Genomic DNA, 18,563 nt, shown 5'->3' with positions numbered 1-18,563 from the left:
CCTAGTATTGTTCCTGGTCGTTAGGAAAGTCTTTGCTCTTTATATCGCTAATGTAATTAGCTGTAGCTGACTTGATATCGTCGTACAAATTCAAATAGCGGCGCAGGAAACGGGGTGAAAAGTCCTTGGTGATGCCCAGCATATCGTGCATTACCAGCACCTGTCCGTCTACATGTTTGCCAGCGCCTATACCTATCACAGGTATCTTCAGCTCTTCAGCTACGCGCTTACCTAAGGTCGCGGGTATTTTCTCAAGAACAATGGCGAAACAACCGGCTTCCTGTAACAAGCGTGCGTTCTCTACCAGTTTCTCAGCTTCGGCTTCTTCTTTAGCACGTACCGTATAAGTACCGAACTTATAAATAGACTGCGGTGTCAGACCCAGGTGGCCCATAACGGGTACACCTGCGCTCACAATACGTTTGATAGATTCTACTACTTCCTCACCGCCTTCTAACTTAATGGCATGTGCACCTGACTCCTTCATAATACGAATAGAAGAATTCAGCGCTTCCTTGCTATTGCCCTGGTAACTACCAAAAGGCATGTCGACAATAATGAGACTGCGGCCCGCACCACGCACCACGCTTTGCGCATGGTAGATCATCTGGTCGAGCGTAATAGGAAGTGTGGTCTCGTGACCGGCCATTACGTTAGAGGCTGAGTCACCTACCAGCAGCACATCGATACCTGCGTCATCAAATATCCGCGCCATAGAAAAGTCGTATGCAGTAAGCATGCTGATCTTCTCGCCACGTTGCTTCATACCCTGAAGCGTGTTAGTGGTTACGCGTTTTATTTCGCCATGTGTAGACATAGAAAACTATAAGGATGTAAATGTAGCTATTACTTAATAAAGACTTTGGCCGCCATGAGCAGAGCTTCGTTAAAGGCCTGCATGTCAAGGCTTAAAGGGATGTTGTTTCGTTCAGCCCAGTTCACGATGTTCTCGGTAGCAATATTACCTACCAGTTCATCGTCTGCCATCGGGCAACCACCAATACCTTTCATTGCGCTGTCAAACCGAAGACAATTGTTATCGTAAGCTGTTTGAATCTTCTCTTCCCACGTACGTGCGGTAGAATGAAAATGCGCACCTATATTGACGTCGCTGAATTCAGGCACCAAGTGTTTGAAGATATATTCTATCGTATCGGGCTTTGCCACACCTACAGTATCCGCCATCGCGATGGTTTTGATACCTAGCTGCGCCAGTTGGCCAACCCATTTGATGGCCACTTCAGCACTATAATCATCGCCATAAGGATTACCGAATCCCATGGATATATACACCACCAGTTCCTTGCCATTCTTTACACAAAGGTTTTGTATCTCTTCTACCTGGGTTAAAGATTCAGCAATGGTTTTGTTGGTGTTCCGAAGTTGGAAGGTTTCAGAGATAGAGAATGGAAATCCCAGATATGTTATCTCATCATAAACAGCTGCTTCCTCAGCGCCGCGGGTATTAGCGATGATGGCAAGTAATTTAGTCTTATCATTCAGCTTTAGCTGTGGAAGTACCTCTTTGGTATCCGCCATTTGCGGTATGGCTTTGGGTGATACAAAAGAGCCAAAGTCGAGCACGTCGAAACCAACGCGCAGCAATGCATTGAGATAAGCGACCTTTTGTTCGGTTGGAATGAACTGTTTCCAGCCTTGCATTGCGTCGCGGGGACATTCAACCAGTGTTATGCTTTTTTGCATAGTATCGGTATAAGTTACAAAGATAGAAAGCCTTTAGCGCTTTCACTATTTACGCAGGCTATACGCATATTACCCTATCGAATAAGGGACAGGAATTCCTCCAGCCCTTCCCTCTTACGTCCATCCAGGCGATAGTGGATATTCTCCGTATAGTATTTATGCAAGTCGTAATATGGGAACGGTATTTCGGCCACTATGTCGTCAATATGCGCCAATCCTACAGCATTTGCCTCGTTAAACCGGTCTATAAAATCCTGCGGCAACTCCTTATTAGCTACCCAGGCAGCAAATACGAATGGTAATCCTGTATATTCTTTCCACCCGGTGGCGAGATCGTAGATGTATTCAAAATTGGTCAGCTGCTTCAGTGCCCTGTCACCAATGATGACACCAGCTGTGGTTCCGTTGATATAGTCGATGTAATTCTCCGTTGCCGGTTTGAACTCTACCTGCCTTTTCCAATACTTTTCTAACAGTAGCTGGGCCAACCTCACCGAGGTACGTGATTGATAGTCGAGATACACTGTTTGTATCTCTTCCATCGGCACCTGGCTGAATATTGCTACCGAGGCTACGTTGCCATCTGCTGCTATACCGTAGTCGCATATGATGTGTGCATTCGTGATCTGGGGTATTACCGCTACCGGAAGCAAGGCCACATCAACGTCGCCATCCTGCAGGCTCTTTGCTATTTTGGCGGGATAGTCAGACACCAACTCAATATCATCCATCACCGAACTCCGCTCTATACCATACAACAAAGGCTTTGTATTCAAATAACTTACTGCTGCAACTTTTATTTTGGCGCCCAACGCTATATTTTTGGCGGCTAAGATACGCCAGTTCATACTATTCATGTCGACACAACTGATAATTTATACTGATGGGGCTGCACGCGGCAACCCGGGTCCGGGGGGATATGGCGTAGTACTGAACTGGGCAGGCAAGATCAAAGAACTGTCGCAAGGTTTTAGACTGACCACCAACAACCGCATGGAGCTAATGGCCGTTGTTGAAGGGTTGAAAGCTTTATCAAGAGATGGGCTTGACATTGTCATATACAGTGATTCGAGTTACGTGGTCAATTCGGTAGAAAAAGGCTGGGTATTCGACTGGGTAAAGAAAGGCTTTAAGGATAAAAAGAATCCGGACCTTTGGAAGGAGTTTCTCCTATACTACAAACGCCACCGCATCAAATTCGTATGGGTAAAAGGCCATGCCGACAATCCATGGAACAACCGTTGTGACCAACTTGCCACTGCCGCGGCCGACAGTCGTCACTGGCTGGTAGATGAAGGCTATGAACGTGAAAAGAACGGCGGTATGCTTTAGGCTGTGTCTTTCCCGTGTTTTGAATCCACCAATACATTATCAACCGTCCACACTAGTGGCTTTTCTAAACCATGATGGCGATGTGGACATTCAGGCACTGCACATAGTTTGCACTGATAAGGCATGCAGGCGTCTATATGAATGAATACCTCCACCCTGTTGCCGAATGTTGTCTGTATCAGTTCTTCTACTGCATGTATCTCACGCTCGGCATCTGTCACCTGGTGGTACCAGGGCAGCGTCATGTGTGCATCAATGTGCATCACATCACCATACAGTATAACACGCAGATTGTGCAGATCTATCCATTGGGCTTTGCGGTTTTCCTGCATTACTTTAACTACTTGCTGCAGCAAGGCTGAGTCAGCTTCATCCATAATACCCGCCATCGACCTGCGCATAAGTCTATAACCGGTCACCAATATCATAATAGCAAAGCCCACCGCTACAGCACTATCCAACCATTGCCAGCCGGTAAACAGGAGGAGTGCAAGACCGATCACTATACCTAATGTAGAATAAGCATCGGTACGCAAATGATTACCCGCTGCCTCTACGGTCAAAGACCGGTTCTGTTTTCCAACAGACACAGCATATGTGCCCACCAGGAAGTTTACCACACCTGTAGCAGCCGTCAGGTAGATACCAATGTCCAGCTTTTGAAGAGGTTTGGGATGTATCATCTGCCCGATGGCCTGGTAGATGATCATAAGCCCGGCAATGAAGATGAGCGAGCCTTCAACAGCCGCCGATACAAACTCTATCTTGCCATGTCCGTAGGGATGATCCATATCCCGCGGTTTAGCGGCCAGTGTGACGCTGTAGAGGCCAATAAAACCGGCAATGACATTCACTGTACTTTCCAGCGCATCTGTAAGAATAGTTACTGAATTGGTAAGGTACCAGGCCAGCAGTTTAGCCAGGAAAAGCACTACCGAAAGAATGGCTATATATCGCTGCAGGCGTATCGTCACGGGATAAAGGTAGAATGTAAAATGAAGAGGGAAAAATAACAGTTGTCATTAGGGCAGTCTAAAACATTTCATAGATTAACCCAGCAGCACAAATTTGTTGCCGTTTGTTGCCGAATTGAGGTCATTTTAAAGGTGGCAACAAGTCCGCTCAGCTCAGCTGTTGTCGATTGGGAAATATTTCAAAATTTTCCTTTCTCTCTTCACTCTTACCAATCCACTCCAACAGCTTCTTCTAACCATACAAATATACAACTTTTCTGCAAATTTCTCAAAATGCCTTTACCATCCATGAAAAACAAATACACGCTCCCGTGAAGAAGCGTGTATTATAAAAAAAGACTAAAATGAATGAACTTGTCAATGCAAGTGAAGTGCAACCGTACCGTCAGGCTTTATAAAGGAACTAGCTACCCTGTCGGCTTCGGTAGATAATCCCTGTTTTTTAAGCCACTGGTAAGTAGCGCGTACTAAAGTATAGGTTCCTCGTAAACCATCATAAGGCTTACCATGAGTAGAAAATAACCCTCGCCTGTTCAGATAACCGGCAAGTTGGTCCACAGTTCTTTTTGAACCGTGCTTAGAAAGAGAATTTGCAAGGTCCCGTACGTACTGCTTGCTAGCTGCTGCTTTGTCTACACTCATGTTCGAAAAAATTTTGTTACCCCTAATTTAACTTGAAATTCATTAAGAAAAAACTAAATATCACCTTAAAATTTGAAAACATAGAAAACAGCTTGATATTTAATGAGATAGAGCTCAGCAATAAGTTTGGCACACCTCTTGAGCGTGGATAACCCCGGCTTTATCCACATAACCGCCTGAAGGCCAATTTTAATTTCCTTTAAGAAGTTCGAGCTTTTATTATTTTTGACCCCGCTTAAAAAACACAATTAACCAAACTACACATGGCTAAGATCAAAGTTGCAAATCCGGTTGTTGAACTGGATGGTGATGAGATGACACGTATCATCTGGAAATTCATTAAAGACAAACTGATCCTTCCTTATATAGAAGTCGACATTAAATATTACGATCTGGGTGTTGAGTACCGCGATCAAACCAACGACCAGGTGACTGTTGACGCTGCTAACGCGATCAAAGAATATGGTGTAGGTATCAAATGCGCCACCATCACTCCTGATGAAGCTCGTGTAAAAGAGTTCAACCTGAAACAAATGTGGAAGAGCCCTAACGGGACTATCCGTAACATTCTTGACGGTACAGTATTCCGTGAGCCGATCGTTATCAACAATATTCCACGCCTGGTTACCAACTGGGATGCGCCTATCATCGTAGGCCGCCACGCTTTCGGCGACCAGTACCGTGCTACCGATTTCGTAACAAAAGGAAAAGGTAAGCTCACCATCAAATTTGAAGGCGAGAACGGCGAAGTGATCGAGCATGAAGTGTACAACTTCAAAGGCGACGGCGTAGCTCTGGCTATGTACAACACAGACGAGTCTATCCGTGGTTTTGCCCGTGCCTGCTTCAACATGGCGCTGCAAAAGAAATGGCCTCTGTACCTGTCGAGCAAGAACACCATTCTGAAGAAATACGATGGCCGTTTCAAAGACATCTTTGAGGAGGTTTATCAAAACGAATTCAAAGCTGATTTCGATAAAAACAACCTGGTGTACGAACACCGCCTGATAGATGACATGGTAGCGAGCGCGCTGAAATGGAACGGCAACTTCGTATGGGCTTGTAAGAACTACGATGGCGACGTACAAAGCGATACAGTAGCACAAGGTTTCGGTTCACTGGGCCTGATGACCTCTGTACTGATCACCCCTGATGGTAAAACCATGGAAGCCGAAGCAGCACACGGTACCGTTACCCGCCACTACCGCGAGCACCAAAAAGGTCGTCCTACATCTACTAACCCGATCGCGTCTATCTTCGCTTGGACACGCGGCCTGGCCTTCCGCGGTAAGCTGGATGGCAACCAGGAACTGATCGACTTCTGCCAGGCACTGGAAGACGTTTGTATCGAAACAGTGGAAAGCGGCAAGATGACCAAAGACCTTGCAGTTTGCGTGCACGGCAATAAAGTGGAGCATGGTAGAGACTACCTGTACACCGAAGAATTCCTGGATGCACTGGATGAAAATCTGAAGAAAAAACTGAATAAATAGTAATAAAGGCCGGATCGCTCCGGCCTTTATTTTTATTACTAAAAAGAGCTAAGATTGTCGGTCTATTACTCTATAGACAATGTACCTGATGCAGAATAGCGTTCATATCTGAACAAAAACCTATTTTCGCACCCTGATTACCCCAAACAGCCTTTAACCTATGGGATTATTTGATAAGTTATTTAAACGCAATAAAGAGCAGCAGGAGCAAAAAGAAGCCCTTGACGAAGGACTGAAAAAGACGAAAGAAGGCTTCTTTTCGAAGATCACGAAAGCCATTGCGGGTAAAGACACTGTAGACGAAGAAGTACTGGACCAACTGGAAGAAGCATTAGTGAGTGCGGACGTTGGAATCGATACTACTATCGCCATTATTAAGAACATTGAAGACCGTGTAGCAAAGGACAAATACCTGGGCACCTCACAACTCAACCGCATACTGCAGGAAGAGATCATGGCGATCCTTACCGAAAGTCCGTCGAGCGAGTTTGAAAGATTTGATATACCTGCTGGCAAAAAGCCGTATGTGGTACTGGTGGTCGGCGTGAACGGTGTTGGTAAAACAACGACCATTGGTAAGCTGGCGCATAATTATAAGAAGAACGGCAAATCTGTATTACTTGGCGCGGCCGATACCTTCAGAGCTGCAGCTGTTGACCAGCTGACGATATGGAGCGATCGCGTAGGCGTGCCCATAGTAAAGAAAGACATGGGCAGCGACCCAAGCTCAGTAGCATACGATGCGGTGGAAAGTGCAATAGCCAGGAATAGCGATGTAGTGATCATAGACACGGCGGGCCGTCTGCACAACAAGAGCCACCTGATGGAGGAGCTGAGTAAGATACGTCGTGTAATAGCTAAGAAGATACCCGATGCTCCACATGAAGTAATTCTTGTACTGGATGGTAGCACAGGTCAAAATGCTCTTGAGCAAGCCAAACATTTTACTGCAGCTACTGATGTAACAGCACTGGCCATAACTAAACTTGACGGCACGGCCAAAGGCGGCGTTGTACTGGCTATAGCCAACCAGTTCAAAATACCTGTTAAGTATATAGGCGTAGGTGAAAGAATGGAAGACCTGCAGATCTTCAACAAAGCTGAATTCGTGGACAGCCTCTTCAACCTGGAAGAAGCCAACTAAATTTGCGGTCGTTCTTGTTTTTGCTTTTTAAATATTGTATCCCTGAAAAGGTAGATACATCCAATTGCAAAAGCGTACACATTCCAGTAATTGTACCTGAAGTCGAGGTCTAATTGATATACCGGCAGCATTCCAAGCATAAATGCAATAGCAGATAGTTGTGTAAGGGCCATGATCTTGTGCAGGTAAAATTTTCCACGGGAATACCTGACCATAAAAACCACCATCAGCACACTGTTTGCCAGGAGCCATAACCACGGGTCATACAGCCTGATCTTATCCAGCTTATTCCACATTCCCAATAATTTTTTGGTGACGTAGGTGTGACTATCGTCGATAGGTATGTAGTTATTCTTAACAACATATACCGGGGTATTCCAGTACTCTTGCGATTCGTACCGTCTTTTCAATTTCAGATAGTACAGGAACCCTTTGAACCTGTTTTTGAGATAAAGGCCGGGATGGGCTTTAACCGCTGTTTTCCATGCAACCCCGACACAATCATTGATCTCACGGGTGGGTTCAGGTAGCATCAGCACATTGTCGGCAGGCCAGTAAATATGATCTATCGTTGCCGGAGAATACATACTATCGATCTTTTGCTGGTTGTACCCAGCAAATGAAGTAACACACTGCGGCATGTAGTTTTGGCCACTGTTTTTTGAAATACCAATGACATCGAGAAGTCTCAGCTTGTACTCCGGGAATGCGCGCTCGGTCTTGAGCACATTATACGTGGCAAAATAGTAGGCTGCCGGTAGGGTCAACGTCAGCACTGAGGCGACGGCCAGCTTACGAACTCTTGACTGATGCTTTGCAAAATACCATTCCACCCAAACGTATAATAACGGAAGTATCGCAGGTATTGCGTTTGGTCTGATAAAAAAACCATAAGTAATGAGCAAGAACACTAAAATACTTCCGGACTTTTTTTGCTTGATGGAGCCGTTGGCCATAATAACCGCAGCCGTACCCCACGCAAGCGCTATGTGGGTATCTTTCATCAAGTACTGAGCTGTAAAAACCAGGACCAGAGAACTGACCAGGCCAGCGAGGATAGTCAGTTTATTAGTGACATTTTTCAGGAGGCAATAGAAGAAAAGAAAATACCACAACATTTGGAAAATGTACATACTGAAAAACCTATCTGTCAGGTTTAGTAAGTGATGCCATATATAGGCAACCCATGGCGAATGCCAGTCGTTATACTTGTTGTTCTGCGCTTCAAAGTACTGGTTCCAGGTATCTACATTATAAGATCCAGGAAAGAAGTTTCCCAACATCCATATAAATAAGAAAAGTAACGCATACCGCAGAAAAGGTTTATCAGAAGACATAAAAATGAAACTGGACCAAAAATACTATTTCGGCCATATTTGTATGAATTAAAGCAGAAATCGCGCTAAGATACCAGCGGTTTTCTGAACTGGATATTTATTCCTTACTTTTCGGGCATGAAAAGCCACGTAGTGCTCATCGTCATGACTGCCGCAATTGCGGCTGGTACGGCGCTTCACGCCTACAAAACCAGGCAGCCAGACGAATTGGATAAGATAGGTAAATCACTAGCCGAAGCGCAAAACCTTTTGCCACAAGGCAGCCGTATTTCATTCAAAGGCGAACCCTCGAAATCAGAATTGCTGTCATGGGCGAGGTATGCGATAGTTCCGGCTTACCTGGACCCAAACGCCAGATACGATACGATGCTCATCATACGATACAAAGCCAACAACGGCGACAGCGCCCTTTCGAATATTGAAAGTTCACGCAAACCGTTCTGGCAATACACCGATTCTATTTACCACTATTCACTCAGCATAGCCCATTAATGCAACAGAGCAGCAGGTATATCATTTCCATTGGTGCTGGTATTGGTTGCATCAGCATTATTTATTTCCTGATGCTGATAGTTCATATGCCTTTCATTGTGACTGCGCTGGCTACTGCCGCTGCATTGTTTTTTCTTTGCCGGTGGATATGTGCTACTCCATTTACTGAACAAGAGCATTTCAGCAAAATGAGCACCTATGTGCTGATAGCCGGAGCATTCATCTTCGTCAACGAAGCGCTGGACATAGCACAAAAGCACGGTGTATGGGATGCCTGGGCCATTTGGAACCTGAATGCGAAGTACCTGGCTAATCCTGACCACTGGCAGAACATGCTACTCAATACAAAGTTCTCGCACCCGGACTATCCCCTTGCGCTGCCGGCGACTGTAGCTTTCTTTAGTAGATTATTAGGACAGTTCAATCATTTGGTTCCATTCGCGGTGGCCCTACTCATCACGCTGTGCATACCGATGCTCGTTTTCACTGAGCTGCGTAAGAACAGTCTGCTGGTAGCTGGCATAACGCTGCTGCTGTTCGTTACAAATGAGTTTTACCTGATGCAGGGCACCTATCAGTTGGCTGATACGTTGCTCGCCTTCTACTTTCTATGTTCGCTGGTGTGCATCAACCATCACCAGGAGGACAAAAGAATGCTGGTATTGACCGGCGCGTTTCTGGGCCTGTCTATCTGGACAAAGAATGAAGGTGTTATACTTGCAGGGATCTTTATACTGTTTCACTGGCGGGAGCTGCTGGGCCGGTACAGGATCAAATACACGTTGACAGGAATAGCAGTGCCAATTATCACATGGGCTGTATTTAAAGGCCTGTATGCCCCACCCAACGACCTGGTACAACAGCACAACAGCAAAGTATACGGCTACCTGGTCGACCCCAAACGCTACCAGATCGTCTGGAATTATTTTGCGGACAACCTCAAACATTTCACGGTGCTGAAATGGGCAGTGGTGATCTACCTGGCTTTCTGCGCCTGGCGACGCACCGCTCCCGATAAACAAGTACTAATGATCCTGGCCTGCATGGGCGTATACCTGATGGTATATGTAGTAACCACTAATGATCTTGAATGGCATCTATTCACCTCGCAGAGCAGGCTGATGCACCAGCTAATGCCAGCATTGATGTACCTGCTAGCGCGTAAGCTGGCCGGCAGTAATAGGGCCACTACAAACTTTCGAGCAAGATTCTTTTCAGCTCAGCAGCACCCTCAGTCGCCGGTTTCTCGATGGGAATAATGTTCCGGTACCTGCTGACAGGTGGAATGTTCTTGTCCAGCACGTACTTGTTTACTTCAGGCTTCACATAATCAACCAACCCCGCTGCGGGATATACAGCCAGTGATGTGCCTACCAGCACGAAGACATCAGCCTCGTGCATAATGGGAATGGCATTGTCTATCATTGGCACCGGCTCTTCGAACCAAACAATATGTGGTCGTAGCTGCGCTCCATCGTCGGCAAGGTCACCTAGTTTGATATCTTCACGGATAGGATAAACGAGCGCTTCATTCCGTTCACTGCGCATCTTGAATATCTCGCCATGCAGGTGCAGCACTTTGGTAGAACCAGCGCGTTCGTGCAAGTCGTCAATATTCTGAGTAACTATGTGTACGTCGAAATGCTCTTCCAGCTCGGCCAATACCCTATGTGCAGCATTGGGTTGTGCATCCCGCACATTAGCGCGACGCATGTTGTAGAAGTCGAGCACCAGCTGCGGATCACGACGCCATGCACGTGGTGTGGCTACGTCCTCAATATTATACCCCTCCCAGAGACCATCACTGTCCCTGAAAGTTCTGAGCCCGCTTTCGGCACTAACACCAGCACCTGATAATACAACAAGCTTCTTTTTTGATCCCATAGCTTAAGCCCCGTAAGTCATTACTAAATAACCTGTCTGCAATGCAAACAGCAGTAGAATATTCACCCGCCTGCATAATGCCCGAGCAATAGGCAAGGCCAGAAACGGCAAAACCCAAACAAACCAGTTACCCTCCAGTTGCGGAATCAGGTACACCGTTAAAATGATGGTATAAATAGCCGGAGGTGCAAACAACAAAATGTTCTTCCGGATAAAGGAACGCTCAGACCACATTATAGCAGCAAACAGTAGTGCAGCTATAATTTCAATAGCAACCAAATTGCCGACATAATTATTAATGGAGGTGAACTTGAAAAAGAAAAAGCCCTCTTCCACCATAAAAGGAATTTCCAGGAACAATCGCTCTGCAATATTGCTCCACCATATCATCGTGTGCGTTTTAGCATACTCCAAATAGGACAATTCTAAAACTACCTGTGGATGACTTTTTTTAAACTCAGCAACTTCCTCAAAAGCAAGTGCCCATTTATTCTCTTTGTGATGTACCTGCTTGTATGCCTCGAAAAAGACATTGAACTCCCGCCATGTGGGCGTTACCTGGAATCTTTGAGTACCAACGTAACTATGCCATTTGTCTTCAAGCATTAGTTGATTATACCGTTGGTATCCTGGTATATGGTAAACAGAAAAGCAAACGGTGAATATCAACGTAAATAAGACAGCCTTTACGAAACGAGGTGTTGCTGCCTGTGTCGCCCGATTTCGAAAGAGTAACACCGCCGCGATCCCTGGCAAGGCAAATAGGGCCACAGGCTTAATTATCGCGGCACAAAAGACCAATATGGCTGCTATGGCCGGAGCCGACCTGCGCTGTGAAAACAATGCACGAAAGCCAAGCAGCAAAAAGAACATACAGCCCATGTCAGGTAACGCTTTCCATATCCATAAACTGCCGAATGCCGCAAACGTCGTCAGCGTAAAATACCTGGCAGTATAATGCATATCCCTGAACAGGGAAAGGCAAACCGACAACGCATAAGCTGATAGGAAGAAAAAGACCACCGACAATATCCGCGCGCCCATCAAATAACCAACAGCTAGCAACTTTGAGATGAGATATATCAAAGAGGTGAATAAGAACGACGTTCCCTGCTGAAGCGACCAATAAGCTCCGTTCCTGGCTAGAAATACTACCTCATTGACATAAGGCGGTTCATCTCCATAAGCAGGCTCCGAAAAAGGGAAAGCATAATGCCTCATTATGGCTACAAACACCACAATGGCCCAGGCAATGAACTTTACATATTTCTCCGTTGAGAGCTGCTGTAGCAGCCCCAACAACTTATGCTTCATTTCACTAAGATATAGCTAAACCAAGCCAGATTACAGCTTCACATCGAGCATTTTCTTCTCTTTCAGATGCATCAGCATGTCAGCTGTCATCTTGTCGAGATCGAATTCATGCTTCCAACCCCAATCCTGGCGGGCAGCTGTATCATCTATGCTTTGCGGCCAGCCGTCGGCAATTGCCTGGCGGAAGTCGGGTGCATAGTCGATGGTAAAATCAGGAATGTGTTTTTGGATAGCTGCTGCTATCTCTTTAGGTGAGAAGCTCATGGCCGACAGGTTGTAAGCCATGCGCGATTTCATTTGTTCTACCGGTGCTTCCATCAGTTCTATGGTGCCGCGGATCGCGTCATCCATATACATCATGGGCAGGTAAGTATTCTCAGACAGGAAGCAGGTATACTTTCCGTCTTCAAGTGCTTTGTGATAAATATCTACTGCATAATCAGTTGTGCCGCCGCCGGGTTCAGATTTCCAGCTGATGAGACCCGGGTAGCGGATGCTACGCACGTCCAATCCCCAGCGCTGGTTGTAGTACTGGCACCACAATTCGCCGGCATATTTGCTCACACCATAAACAGTCCTTGGTTCAACAACCGTCTTCTGTGGGGTCTCGCTTCTTGGGGTAGTTGGACCAAAAACAGCTATCGAGCTAGGCCAGTATATCTTGGTCAGTTTCTCCTGCACACCCAGGTCAAGCACTTGCAGCAGGCTGCGCATGTTGATGTCCCAGGCCATCTTAGGGTTTTTCTCCCCTGTTGCCGACAGCAGGGCTGCCAGCAGGTATATTTGGGTGATTCCTTCTTTCTTTACCAGGTCGAGCGTGGCATTAGCATCCATCGCATCGAGTGTATAATAGGGTCCGGCACCATCCAAAAGCGGGTGTGCCTCACGTATATCTGTAGCTATAACATTATTGGTTCCATAAAGCTTCCTCAGGGCCATTGCCAGCTCTACACCAATCTGCCCACCGGCACCCATTATCAGGATCTTTTCTTGCTTCATTGCTTAAAGTCGTGCTTTAACTAAGGTTTTGAAATAGCTACAATATACAGCTTTAAATCAATCACTTAAAGTGATTCTTCAGCTTAAATATTCTCTTCTATCAGTTTGATGAAATCATCAAACAGGTAACGTGAATCGTGCGGACCAGGAGTGCTCTCGGGGTGGTATTGTACCGAGAAAGCAGGTTTGCCTTTTACGCGGATACCCTCGATAGAACCGTCGTTCAGGTTAACGTGAGTGATCTCGATATGGTCGGCATTCTTAGCAGCTTCAGGGTCTACACCAAAACCGTGGTTCTGGGTGGTGATCTCCGATCTGCCAGTTATCAGGTTTTTCACCGGGTGGTTAAGACCGCGGTGACCGTGGTGCATTTTAAAGGTCGGGATGTCGTTAGCGCGGGCCAGCAGCTGGTGACCCAGGCAGATACCGAACATTGGCTTGCCGGATGCCAGGATGTCTTTAACGGTTTTCACCGCATAATCCATCGAAGCCGGATCGCCGGGACCGTTTGATACGAAGATGCCGTGTGGCTTGAACTCTTCAAGCGTTGTATAAGGTGTTTTAGCCGGGAATACCTTGAGGTATGCACCGCGCTGTGCCATGCATTCGAGGATGTGTTTCTTCACACCGTAGTCAAGTACGGCAATGCGGAGTTTCGCATCAGGGTTACCGTAGTTATATGGTTCTTTAGTAGAGATCTCTGAGCTCAGCTCCAGGCCGGCCATATCGGGAACCTTTGAAAGTTCTCCTTTAAGTCCTTCCAGGTCAGACACCTCAGTGCTGATGATGCAGTTCATCGCCCCTTTCTCGCGGATGTGCTGCACCAGCGAGCGGGTATCTACATCATATATAGCTACAATGTTATTCTTCTGCAGGTATTCTTCCAGCCCGTCGTCGGCCGTCATGCGGCTGTAACGGTGAGATATGTTCTTGCAGATCAAGCCTTTGATCTTTACGGAATCACTTTCTACGTCCTCTTTCTTCACCCCGTAATTGCCCACGTAGGCGTTGTTCATGATCAGCACCTGGCCTGTGTACGAAGGGTCTGTAAATACCTCCTGGTAACCAGTCATACCGGTATTAAAACATATCTCTCCTCCACTGGTTCCTTGTGCTCCAAATGATTTTCCTTTGAACAGCGTACCGTCTTCCAACAGCAGCCAGGCGGGACTATTAACAGGTTGCGTAGCAGGCATAAAAAAACAAAATTGTGCAAAGGTAATGAAATTGCACGAGGTAAAGGGTAAAAATCTTAAGGGTTTTTCCACATGAACCAAGCCCTTAGATAGTACTAGTTGTGACCGTCAAATTTGGAAACAGGGACACACATTATACTTTCATTCATTTATTGATAACTTTTGTTGCCGCTTTTGTCACGATTTCCCTGGTATTGTTGCCTAGCGGCGCTGGTTCGGAAATACTTTGCAAGCCTGGAGCGGTTTGAATTGAATAACCTGTTTTCATAGGTCCCAATTTTTGTTGCCGGTTGTTGCTTTTGTCGCCTGTTTGGATTGAAGCGGAAATAAAGACAACAAGCCTTGTGCAAGACACTCCGCGAATTACATTTCCCCTTCAACTCTCCGCGATATCTACAATCCGTACTCAATCAATCGGCAGAAATACAGTACAAATATACGACAAAACATACAACAATTAATATCTTATCACCTTCACGCAAAAGGGTGAAAAAGGAGGGATGCGGTAGAACGCGTGTGGAATTACCTTATATTAGCTCCGCTAAATTCAAGACCATGTACTTTACTACAAGCGATATACAAGCCCGCCGCAAAAAACTGGAGGCAAGATGGAACGAACAACTGGCAGGTGATGAAGCCGTGCTGGTGTATTCTGGAGAACCTATTCAGAAACCAGGCGGATTGGATCAAACCTACCCATTTCTAACGCACCCGGCATACTTCTGGCTGACGGGTCGCCGCCGCGAGAGCGAAGTGGTACTATACAATAAGAACACCGGCTGGGTAGAATTCCAGAAAGAGATAGGCCCTGACGAAGCTGTATGGGAAGGCGATCGTCACGATCTGCTGGTAAATGATAGGGGCCAGTCAAGGAGTGAACTGGATAGCTTCCTTGCTAACAATAAATTCTCGAACGTTTATAAACTGGGCCAGGCTTTGGCGCCTGTAGAAGGCAAGGCATTTGAGCTGCGCACATCACTAGACAGGGAACGCAGGAAAAAGGATGCTGCTGAAGTAAGATTATTCCAGCAGCTGGCCGAAATAGCTAAGCATGGCTATGAGAAAATAGCACAAGTGATCCGTCCGGGCGTAACTGAACGCGAGATCCAGGTGGCCTACGAAGGCGAGATACTCACCCGTGGTGCGCACGGTGTACCGTATGAAACAATTGTAGGTGCAGGTACTAACTCGGCTATCCTGCATGCCATACCAACACACAGAAAAGTAAACGAAGGAGAATACGTACTTATAGACGCCGGTGCCGAGATATATGATTACTGCGTGGACATTACACGTATGTACCACTCAACCAACAATCCAACCCAACAGCATAAAGACCTTTACCAGCTGGTATTGAAGGCGCACGCCGAATGCATCGCTATGTCGAAACGGGGTGTGATGTGGCGTGACGTGCATTTGCATGCTGCACGGGTAACAACTGAAGGTCTGTTGGGTCTTGGTCTACTGAAAGGCAACCTTGATACGCTGCTGGAGAAAGAAGTGAGTTCAGTATTCTTCCCGCACGGCGTGGGTCACCTGGTAGGTCTGCGCGTGCGCGATGCGGGCCAGGAAGAAAACATCAACCCGAAAATGTATGCAGGCGCAAGACTGCGCGTAGATATAGAATTGGAAGCAGGTCATTTCATCACGGTAGAACCTGGCTGCTATTTTATCTCCGCACTGCTCGATAGCGAGAACGTGCGCAGCAAGTTTGCCAACGAGATCAACTGGGATGAAGTGAACAAATGGAAGCATATTGGCGGTGTGCGTATAGAGGATGACATCCTCATAACCGCTAATGGCAATGATAACTTGACTATAGGAGTTGAAAAGACAGACGTGTATAACTAATGTTCGCATGCGGGCCTTTAAAAAGAAAACGGGTGACTAAGTCACCCGTTTTCTTTTATAGCTTGAAATGCGGATTGTAAATGATCCCGAACGGGTTGCCCCATGGATCTCTCACGGCAGCTACCACAATCCCCTCGCCTACATCCATCGGTTCTTCAAAAGAGGTTGCGCCCGCGTCCACCAGCTTTTTGTACATAGCGTGCACGTCTTCAACGCCCCAATAGGTGGTTGTGCTGTCGCCATAAACTGGGGCAATCTCTGCCGGTTGCAAGCCCAGTTCATAGCCTGCAACGTTGAAGCCGACATAAAAAGGTTGATCAAAATAAGGTTCGATACCCAGTATGCCGGTGTACCATGCTTTAGCTTTGGCAAGGTCTGTTACTTTTATAACCTACGGTCCTCAGACCGAGAAATGGTGTGCTCATCAGAAGATAGTTTGAGCGCCAAATCTACAGAATGACATACATCATTTCAGAAATAAGATAGACTGCTTAGGTCTAGCACAGGTCGTAGCGATAATACACCGGGTTGGGATTCTCGTTTTCGCAATACGCAGGTATTTCTTTGAAACCGAACTTGTCGTAAATAGAAATTGCAGCGGGCATTTCTTTATTGGTGTCCAGCAGCATCGAAGAATATCCATAATCTTTGGCGACATCGATGGCTACGCGGCAAAGTTCTATCCCAATACCCAATTTGCGAAACTCTGGCTTTACATACATCCGTTTCATTTCGCAGCTTTCTGCATCGTAGCGTTTGACACCGATGCAACCTGCAGGCTGGCCTGCGTAGAGAGCCAGGAAGAACGCACCTTCAGGCTTGACATACCGTCCTCCCGGGAAATCAAGCATTTCATATGCAAACCGCTGCTTTCCGGCAATAAGTGCAAGGTCGATGTACATGTGATCGCCATACTCAAGGATAACAGACCTCAGCTGGTCTAGCTCAGTTTTCGTTAGTGATTCGATAGGTTTGATCGTAAGCATAGAATTAAAGACACAGAAAAACTACAAAATGGATGGGAAACCATCAATAGAAACGGTACTGTATCTGCCAATAAAACTAAGAGAGCCGGCAGACGGCCGGCTCTCTTTCTTCTCTCTCCCATCGGTGGGTATCTTTAATAATCGCTAAATGTAGATGGCAGCATCTGCTCAAATGCAGGGCAACGGGTTTCATAATACCTGGTCTTAGGCCACACTCCCCTTACAAACACAGAAAGCTCCATACCGCCAGCACCCTCACTGGCTGGCCGCAGACCTGATGTATTTATATCGTACGACGCTACGAAATAATACCTGTCATAATCCACTTTCAGTGTTGGGATGATCGCGTCCCCTGTGCGAACAAAAAGTCCTGCATACGCCACAAAAGGCTTGCCGGTATATCGGAAAACACTTTTCCAGTTGACTAAAGCGCCAAACATCGTTTCCTGGTATGGCAGCTGGCGTACGTAATTTAAATGTCCTGTCAGCCCGTATTCATCATTTATAGCCCACGAGAAACCCATGTTGGCCGTCCATTTGGTATTGAGACGAACGAGCTTATCGGAACCGTTGAAGGTATGTTTGGGTTTGGTAATGTGATAACCAGCCACACCTACATAATAAATAAGCGAGTTATTGGGGCCCGTAGTACTATTGAAGCTTAATCCACTACCAAGATCGTAGTTGCGAATAACGGTGCTGCTCACATTCTCGCCGCTGGAGCTTCCCGGTATGTAGGCAGTACCAGAATACTGGCTGGCATAGGTGGCGCGTGTCAAATCGACAGAACGTTGTATATAGCCAGCGGTAAAGCCTACCGAGAGGTAAGAGTTATGGTCATCTTCAATGGCTTTGTTGAAGTTGATAGCAGGATATATCTGGGTGCTTTTGAAATTGATACTCCCGGCTTTGTCGTAACTCGCCGCCACTCCATAGCTCAGGTAGTCACCCACGTCGCGGTTGACCAGTATACGGCTTTCGGCCGTAGCCATTACGGTTGTGAACGGCACGGAGATATTACTCCACTGTTGCCTGTAGTTGACACCAGCTTTATAATCTCCGCTAAAAATGCCCGTGAGTGCGGGATTGCGAAGAATAGATGTTTCGTAAAACTGTGAAAAGTGAATATCCTGGGCTAAAGCCTTTACACCACTCAGCGATAACACTGCCACAACAATATATTTTTTCATTTTCGACTGTTTTTGGGTCAAATTA

General features: G+C 46.4%; 20 protein-coding genes. 6 read left to right on the top strand and 14 right to left on the bottom strand.

Annotated elements, in window-relative coordinates; all coding sequences use genetic code 11:
• Position 1 precedes the first annotated feature (1 nt).
• The 3 genes from panB to P2W83_RS12820 all read right to left on the bottom strand — a co-directional run bounded on the left by panB (position 2) and on the right by P2W83_RS12820 (position 2,516).
• Entirely contained in the window at positions 2-817 is an 816-nt protein-coding gene (gene panB / locus P2W83_RS12830) for a 3-methyl-2-oxobutanoate hydroxymethyltransferase (protein ID WP_276134142.1), read from the bottom strand.
• A gap of 29 nt (positions 818-846) precedes the next feature.
• Entirely contained in the window at positions 847-1,704 is an 858-nt protein-coding gene (locus P2W83_RS12825; protein ID WP_276134141.1) for a hydroxymethylglutaryl-CoA lyase, read from the bottom strand.
• Between the two features lie 74 nt (positions 1,705-1,778).
• The gene (locus P2W83_RS12820; RefSeq protein WP_276134140.1) at positions 1,779-2,516 is read right to left on the bottom strand and encodes a menaquinone biosynthetic enzyme MqnA/MqnD family protein; all 738 of its coding nucleotides are present in this window, start codon (positions 2,514-2,516) and stop codon (positions 1,779-1,781) included.
• Positions 2,517-2,526: 10 nt separating this feature from the next.
• Between P2W83_RS12820 and rnhA the strand changes: the two genes are divergently transcribed.
• Positions 2,527-3,036 (top strand): ribonuclease HI, encoded by a 510-nt coding sequence (gene rnhA, locus P2W83_RS12815; RefSeq protein WP_276134139.1) that lies wholly within the window; start codon positions 2,527-2,529, stop codon positions 3,034-3,036.
• Here rnhA and P2W83_RS12810 read toward each other — a convergent pair.
• Both P2W83_RS12810 and P2W83_RS12805 read right to left on the bottom strand, forming a co-directional pair.
• Positions 3,033-4,010, bottom strand: coding sequence for a cation diffusion facilitator family transporter (locus tag P2W83_RS12810; protein ID WP_276134138.1), 978 nt, complete (start codon positions 4,008-4,010; stop codon positions 3,033-3,035). The genes rnhA and P2W83_RS12810 overlap by 4 nt on opposite strands.
• A gap of 357 nt (positions 4,011-4,367) precedes the next feature.
• Positions 4,368-4,652, bottom strand: a complete 285-nt coding sequence (locus P2W83_RS12805; protein WP_276134137.1) for a hypothetical protein — start codon at positions 4,650-4,652, stop codon at positions 4,368-4,370.
• A 263-nt stretch (positions 4,653-4,915) separates the two neighbouring features.
• Here P2W83_RS12805 and P2W83_RS12800 point away from each other — a divergent pair, with 263 nt between their 5' ends.
• Positions 4,916-6,145 (top strand): NADP-dependent isocitrate dehydrogenase, encoded by a 1,230-nt coding sequence (locus P2W83_RS12800; protein WP_276134136.1) that lies wholly within the window; start codon positions 4,916-4,918, stop codon positions 6,143-6,145.
• Between the two features lie 160 nt (positions 6,146-6,305).
• Complete coding sequence (gene ftsY / locus P2W83_RS12795) at positions 6,306-7,289, top strand: signal recognition particle-docking protein FtsY (RefSeq protein ID WP_276134135.1); 984 nt, start codon at positions 6,306-6,308, stop codon at positions 7,287-7,289.
• On the opposite strand, the gene P2W83_RS12790 is transcribed toward ftsY, so the two are convergent.
• Positions 7,286-8,572: a hypothetical protein gene (locus P2W83_RS12790; protein WP_276134134.1), complete on the bottom strand. Its 1,287-nt coding sequence runs from the start codon at positions 8,570-8,572 to the stop codon at positions 7,286-7,288. The genes ftsY and P2W83_RS12790 overlap by 4 nt on opposite strands.
• A 171-nt stretch (positions 8,573-8,743) precedes the next feature.
• Between P2W83_RS12790 and P2W83_RS12785 the strand changes: the two genes are divergently transcribed.
• Positions 8,744-9,118: a hypothetical protein gene (locus P2W83_RS12785; protein ID WP_276134133.1), complete on the top strand. Its 375-nt coding sequence runs from the start codon at positions 8,744-8,746 to the stop codon at positions 9,116-9,118.
• Positions 9,118-10,377, top strand: coding sequence for a dolichyl-phosphate-mannose--protein mannosyltransferase (locus tag P2W83_RS12780; protein ID WP_276134132.1), 1,260 nt, complete (start codon positions 9,118-9,120; stop codon positions 10,375-10,377). Before P2W83_RS12785 ends, P2W83_RS12780 begins: the two co-directional genes overlap by 1 nt.
• On the opposite strand, the gene P2W83_RS12775 is transcribed toward P2W83_RS12780, so the two are convergent.
• The 5 genes from P2W83_RS12775 to P2W83_RS12755 all read right to left on the bottom strand — a co-directional run bounded on the left by P2W83_RS12775 (position 10,307) and on the right by P2W83_RS12755 (position 14,779).
• Complete coding sequence (locus P2W83_RS12775) at positions 10,307-11,002, bottom strand: SIR2 family NAD-dependent protein deacylase (protein ID WP_276134131.1); 696 nt, start codon at positions 11,000-11,002, stop codon at positions 10,307-10,309. The genes P2W83_RS12780 and P2W83_RS12775 overlap by 71 nt on opposite strands.
• A 3-nt stretch (positions 11,003-11,005) precedes the next feature.
• The gene (locus tag P2W83_RS12770) at positions 11,006-12,316 is read right to left on the bottom strand and encodes a hypothetical protein (RefSeq protein WP_276134130.1); all 1,311 of its coding nucleotides are present in this window, start codon (positions 12,314-12,316) and stop codon (positions 11,006-11,008) included.
• Between the two features lie 30 nt (positions 12,317-12,346).
• Positions 12,347-13,315: an NAD-dependent epimerase/dehydratase family protein gene (locus P2W83_RS12765; protein ID WP_276134129.1), complete on the bottom strand. Its 969-nt coding sequence runs from the start codon at positions 13,313-13,315 to the stop codon at positions 12,347-12,349.
• 83 nt (positions 13,316-13,398) lie between these two features.
• Positions 13,399-14,511, bottom strand: a complete 1,113-nt coding sequence (gene carA, locus P2W83_RS12760; RefSeq protein WP_276134128.1) for a glutamine-hydrolyzing carbamoyl-phosphate synthase small subunit — start codon at positions 14,509-14,511, stop codon at positions 13,399-13,401.
• A 145-nt stretch (positions 14,512-14,656) separates the two neighbouring features.
• Positions 14,657-14,779, bottom strand: coding sequence for a hypothetical protein (locus P2W83_RS12755; protein WP_276134127.1), 123 nt, complete (start codon positions 14,777-14,779; stop codon positions 14,657-14,659).
• 287 nt (positions 14,780-15,066) lie between these two features.
• On the opposite strand from P2W83_RS12755, the gene P2W83_RS12750 reads away from it, so the two are divergent.
• Positions 15,067-16,362 carry an aminopeptidase P N-terminal domain-containing protein gene (locus tag P2W83_RS12750; RefSeq protein WP_276134126.1) on the top strand — a complete coding sequence of 432 codons (1,296 nt, stop codon included), beginning with the start codon at positions 15,067-15,069 and terminating at the stop codon, positions 16,360-16,362.
• A gap of 55 nt (positions 16,363-16,417) precedes the next feature.
• Here P2W83_RS12750 and P2W83_RS12745 read toward each other — a convergent pair whose 3' ends face one another.
• From P2W83_RS12745 to P2W83_RS12735, 3 genes are all read right to left on the bottom strand, one after another.
• The gene (locus tag P2W83_RS12745) at positions 16,418-16,696 is read right to left on the bottom strand and encodes a VOC family protein (RefSeq protein ID WP_276134815.1); all 279 of its coding nucleotides are present in this window, start codon (positions 16,694-16,696) and stop codon (positions 16,418-16,420) included.
• A gap of 163 nt (positions 16,697-16,859) precedes the next feature.
• The gene (locus P2W83_RS12740; protein WP_276134125.1) at positions 16,860-17,348 is read right to left on the bottom strand and encodes a GNAT family N-acetyltransferase; all 489 of its coding nucleotides are present in this window, start codon (positions 17,346-17,348) and stop codon (positions 16,860-16,862) included.
• 134 nt (positions 17,349-17,482) lie between these two features.
• Positions 17,483-18,538: a PorP/SprF family type IX secretion system membrane protein gene (locus tag P2W83_RS12735; protein WP_276134124.1), complete on the bottom strand. Its 1,056-nt coding sequence runs from the start codon at positions 18,536-18,538 to the stop codon at positions 17,483-17,485.
• Positions 18,539-18,563 lie beyond the last annotated feature (25 nt).

The organism is Polluticoccus soli (assembly GCF_029269745.1).
GTDB classification, from domain to species: Bacteria; Bacteroidota; Bacteroidia; order Chitinophagales; family Chitinophagaceae; genus Polluticoccus; species Polluticoccus soli.
The sequence above is the reverse complement of the archived record's forward strand: the minus strand, read 5'-3'. Positions and strand labels throughout refer to the sequence as shown.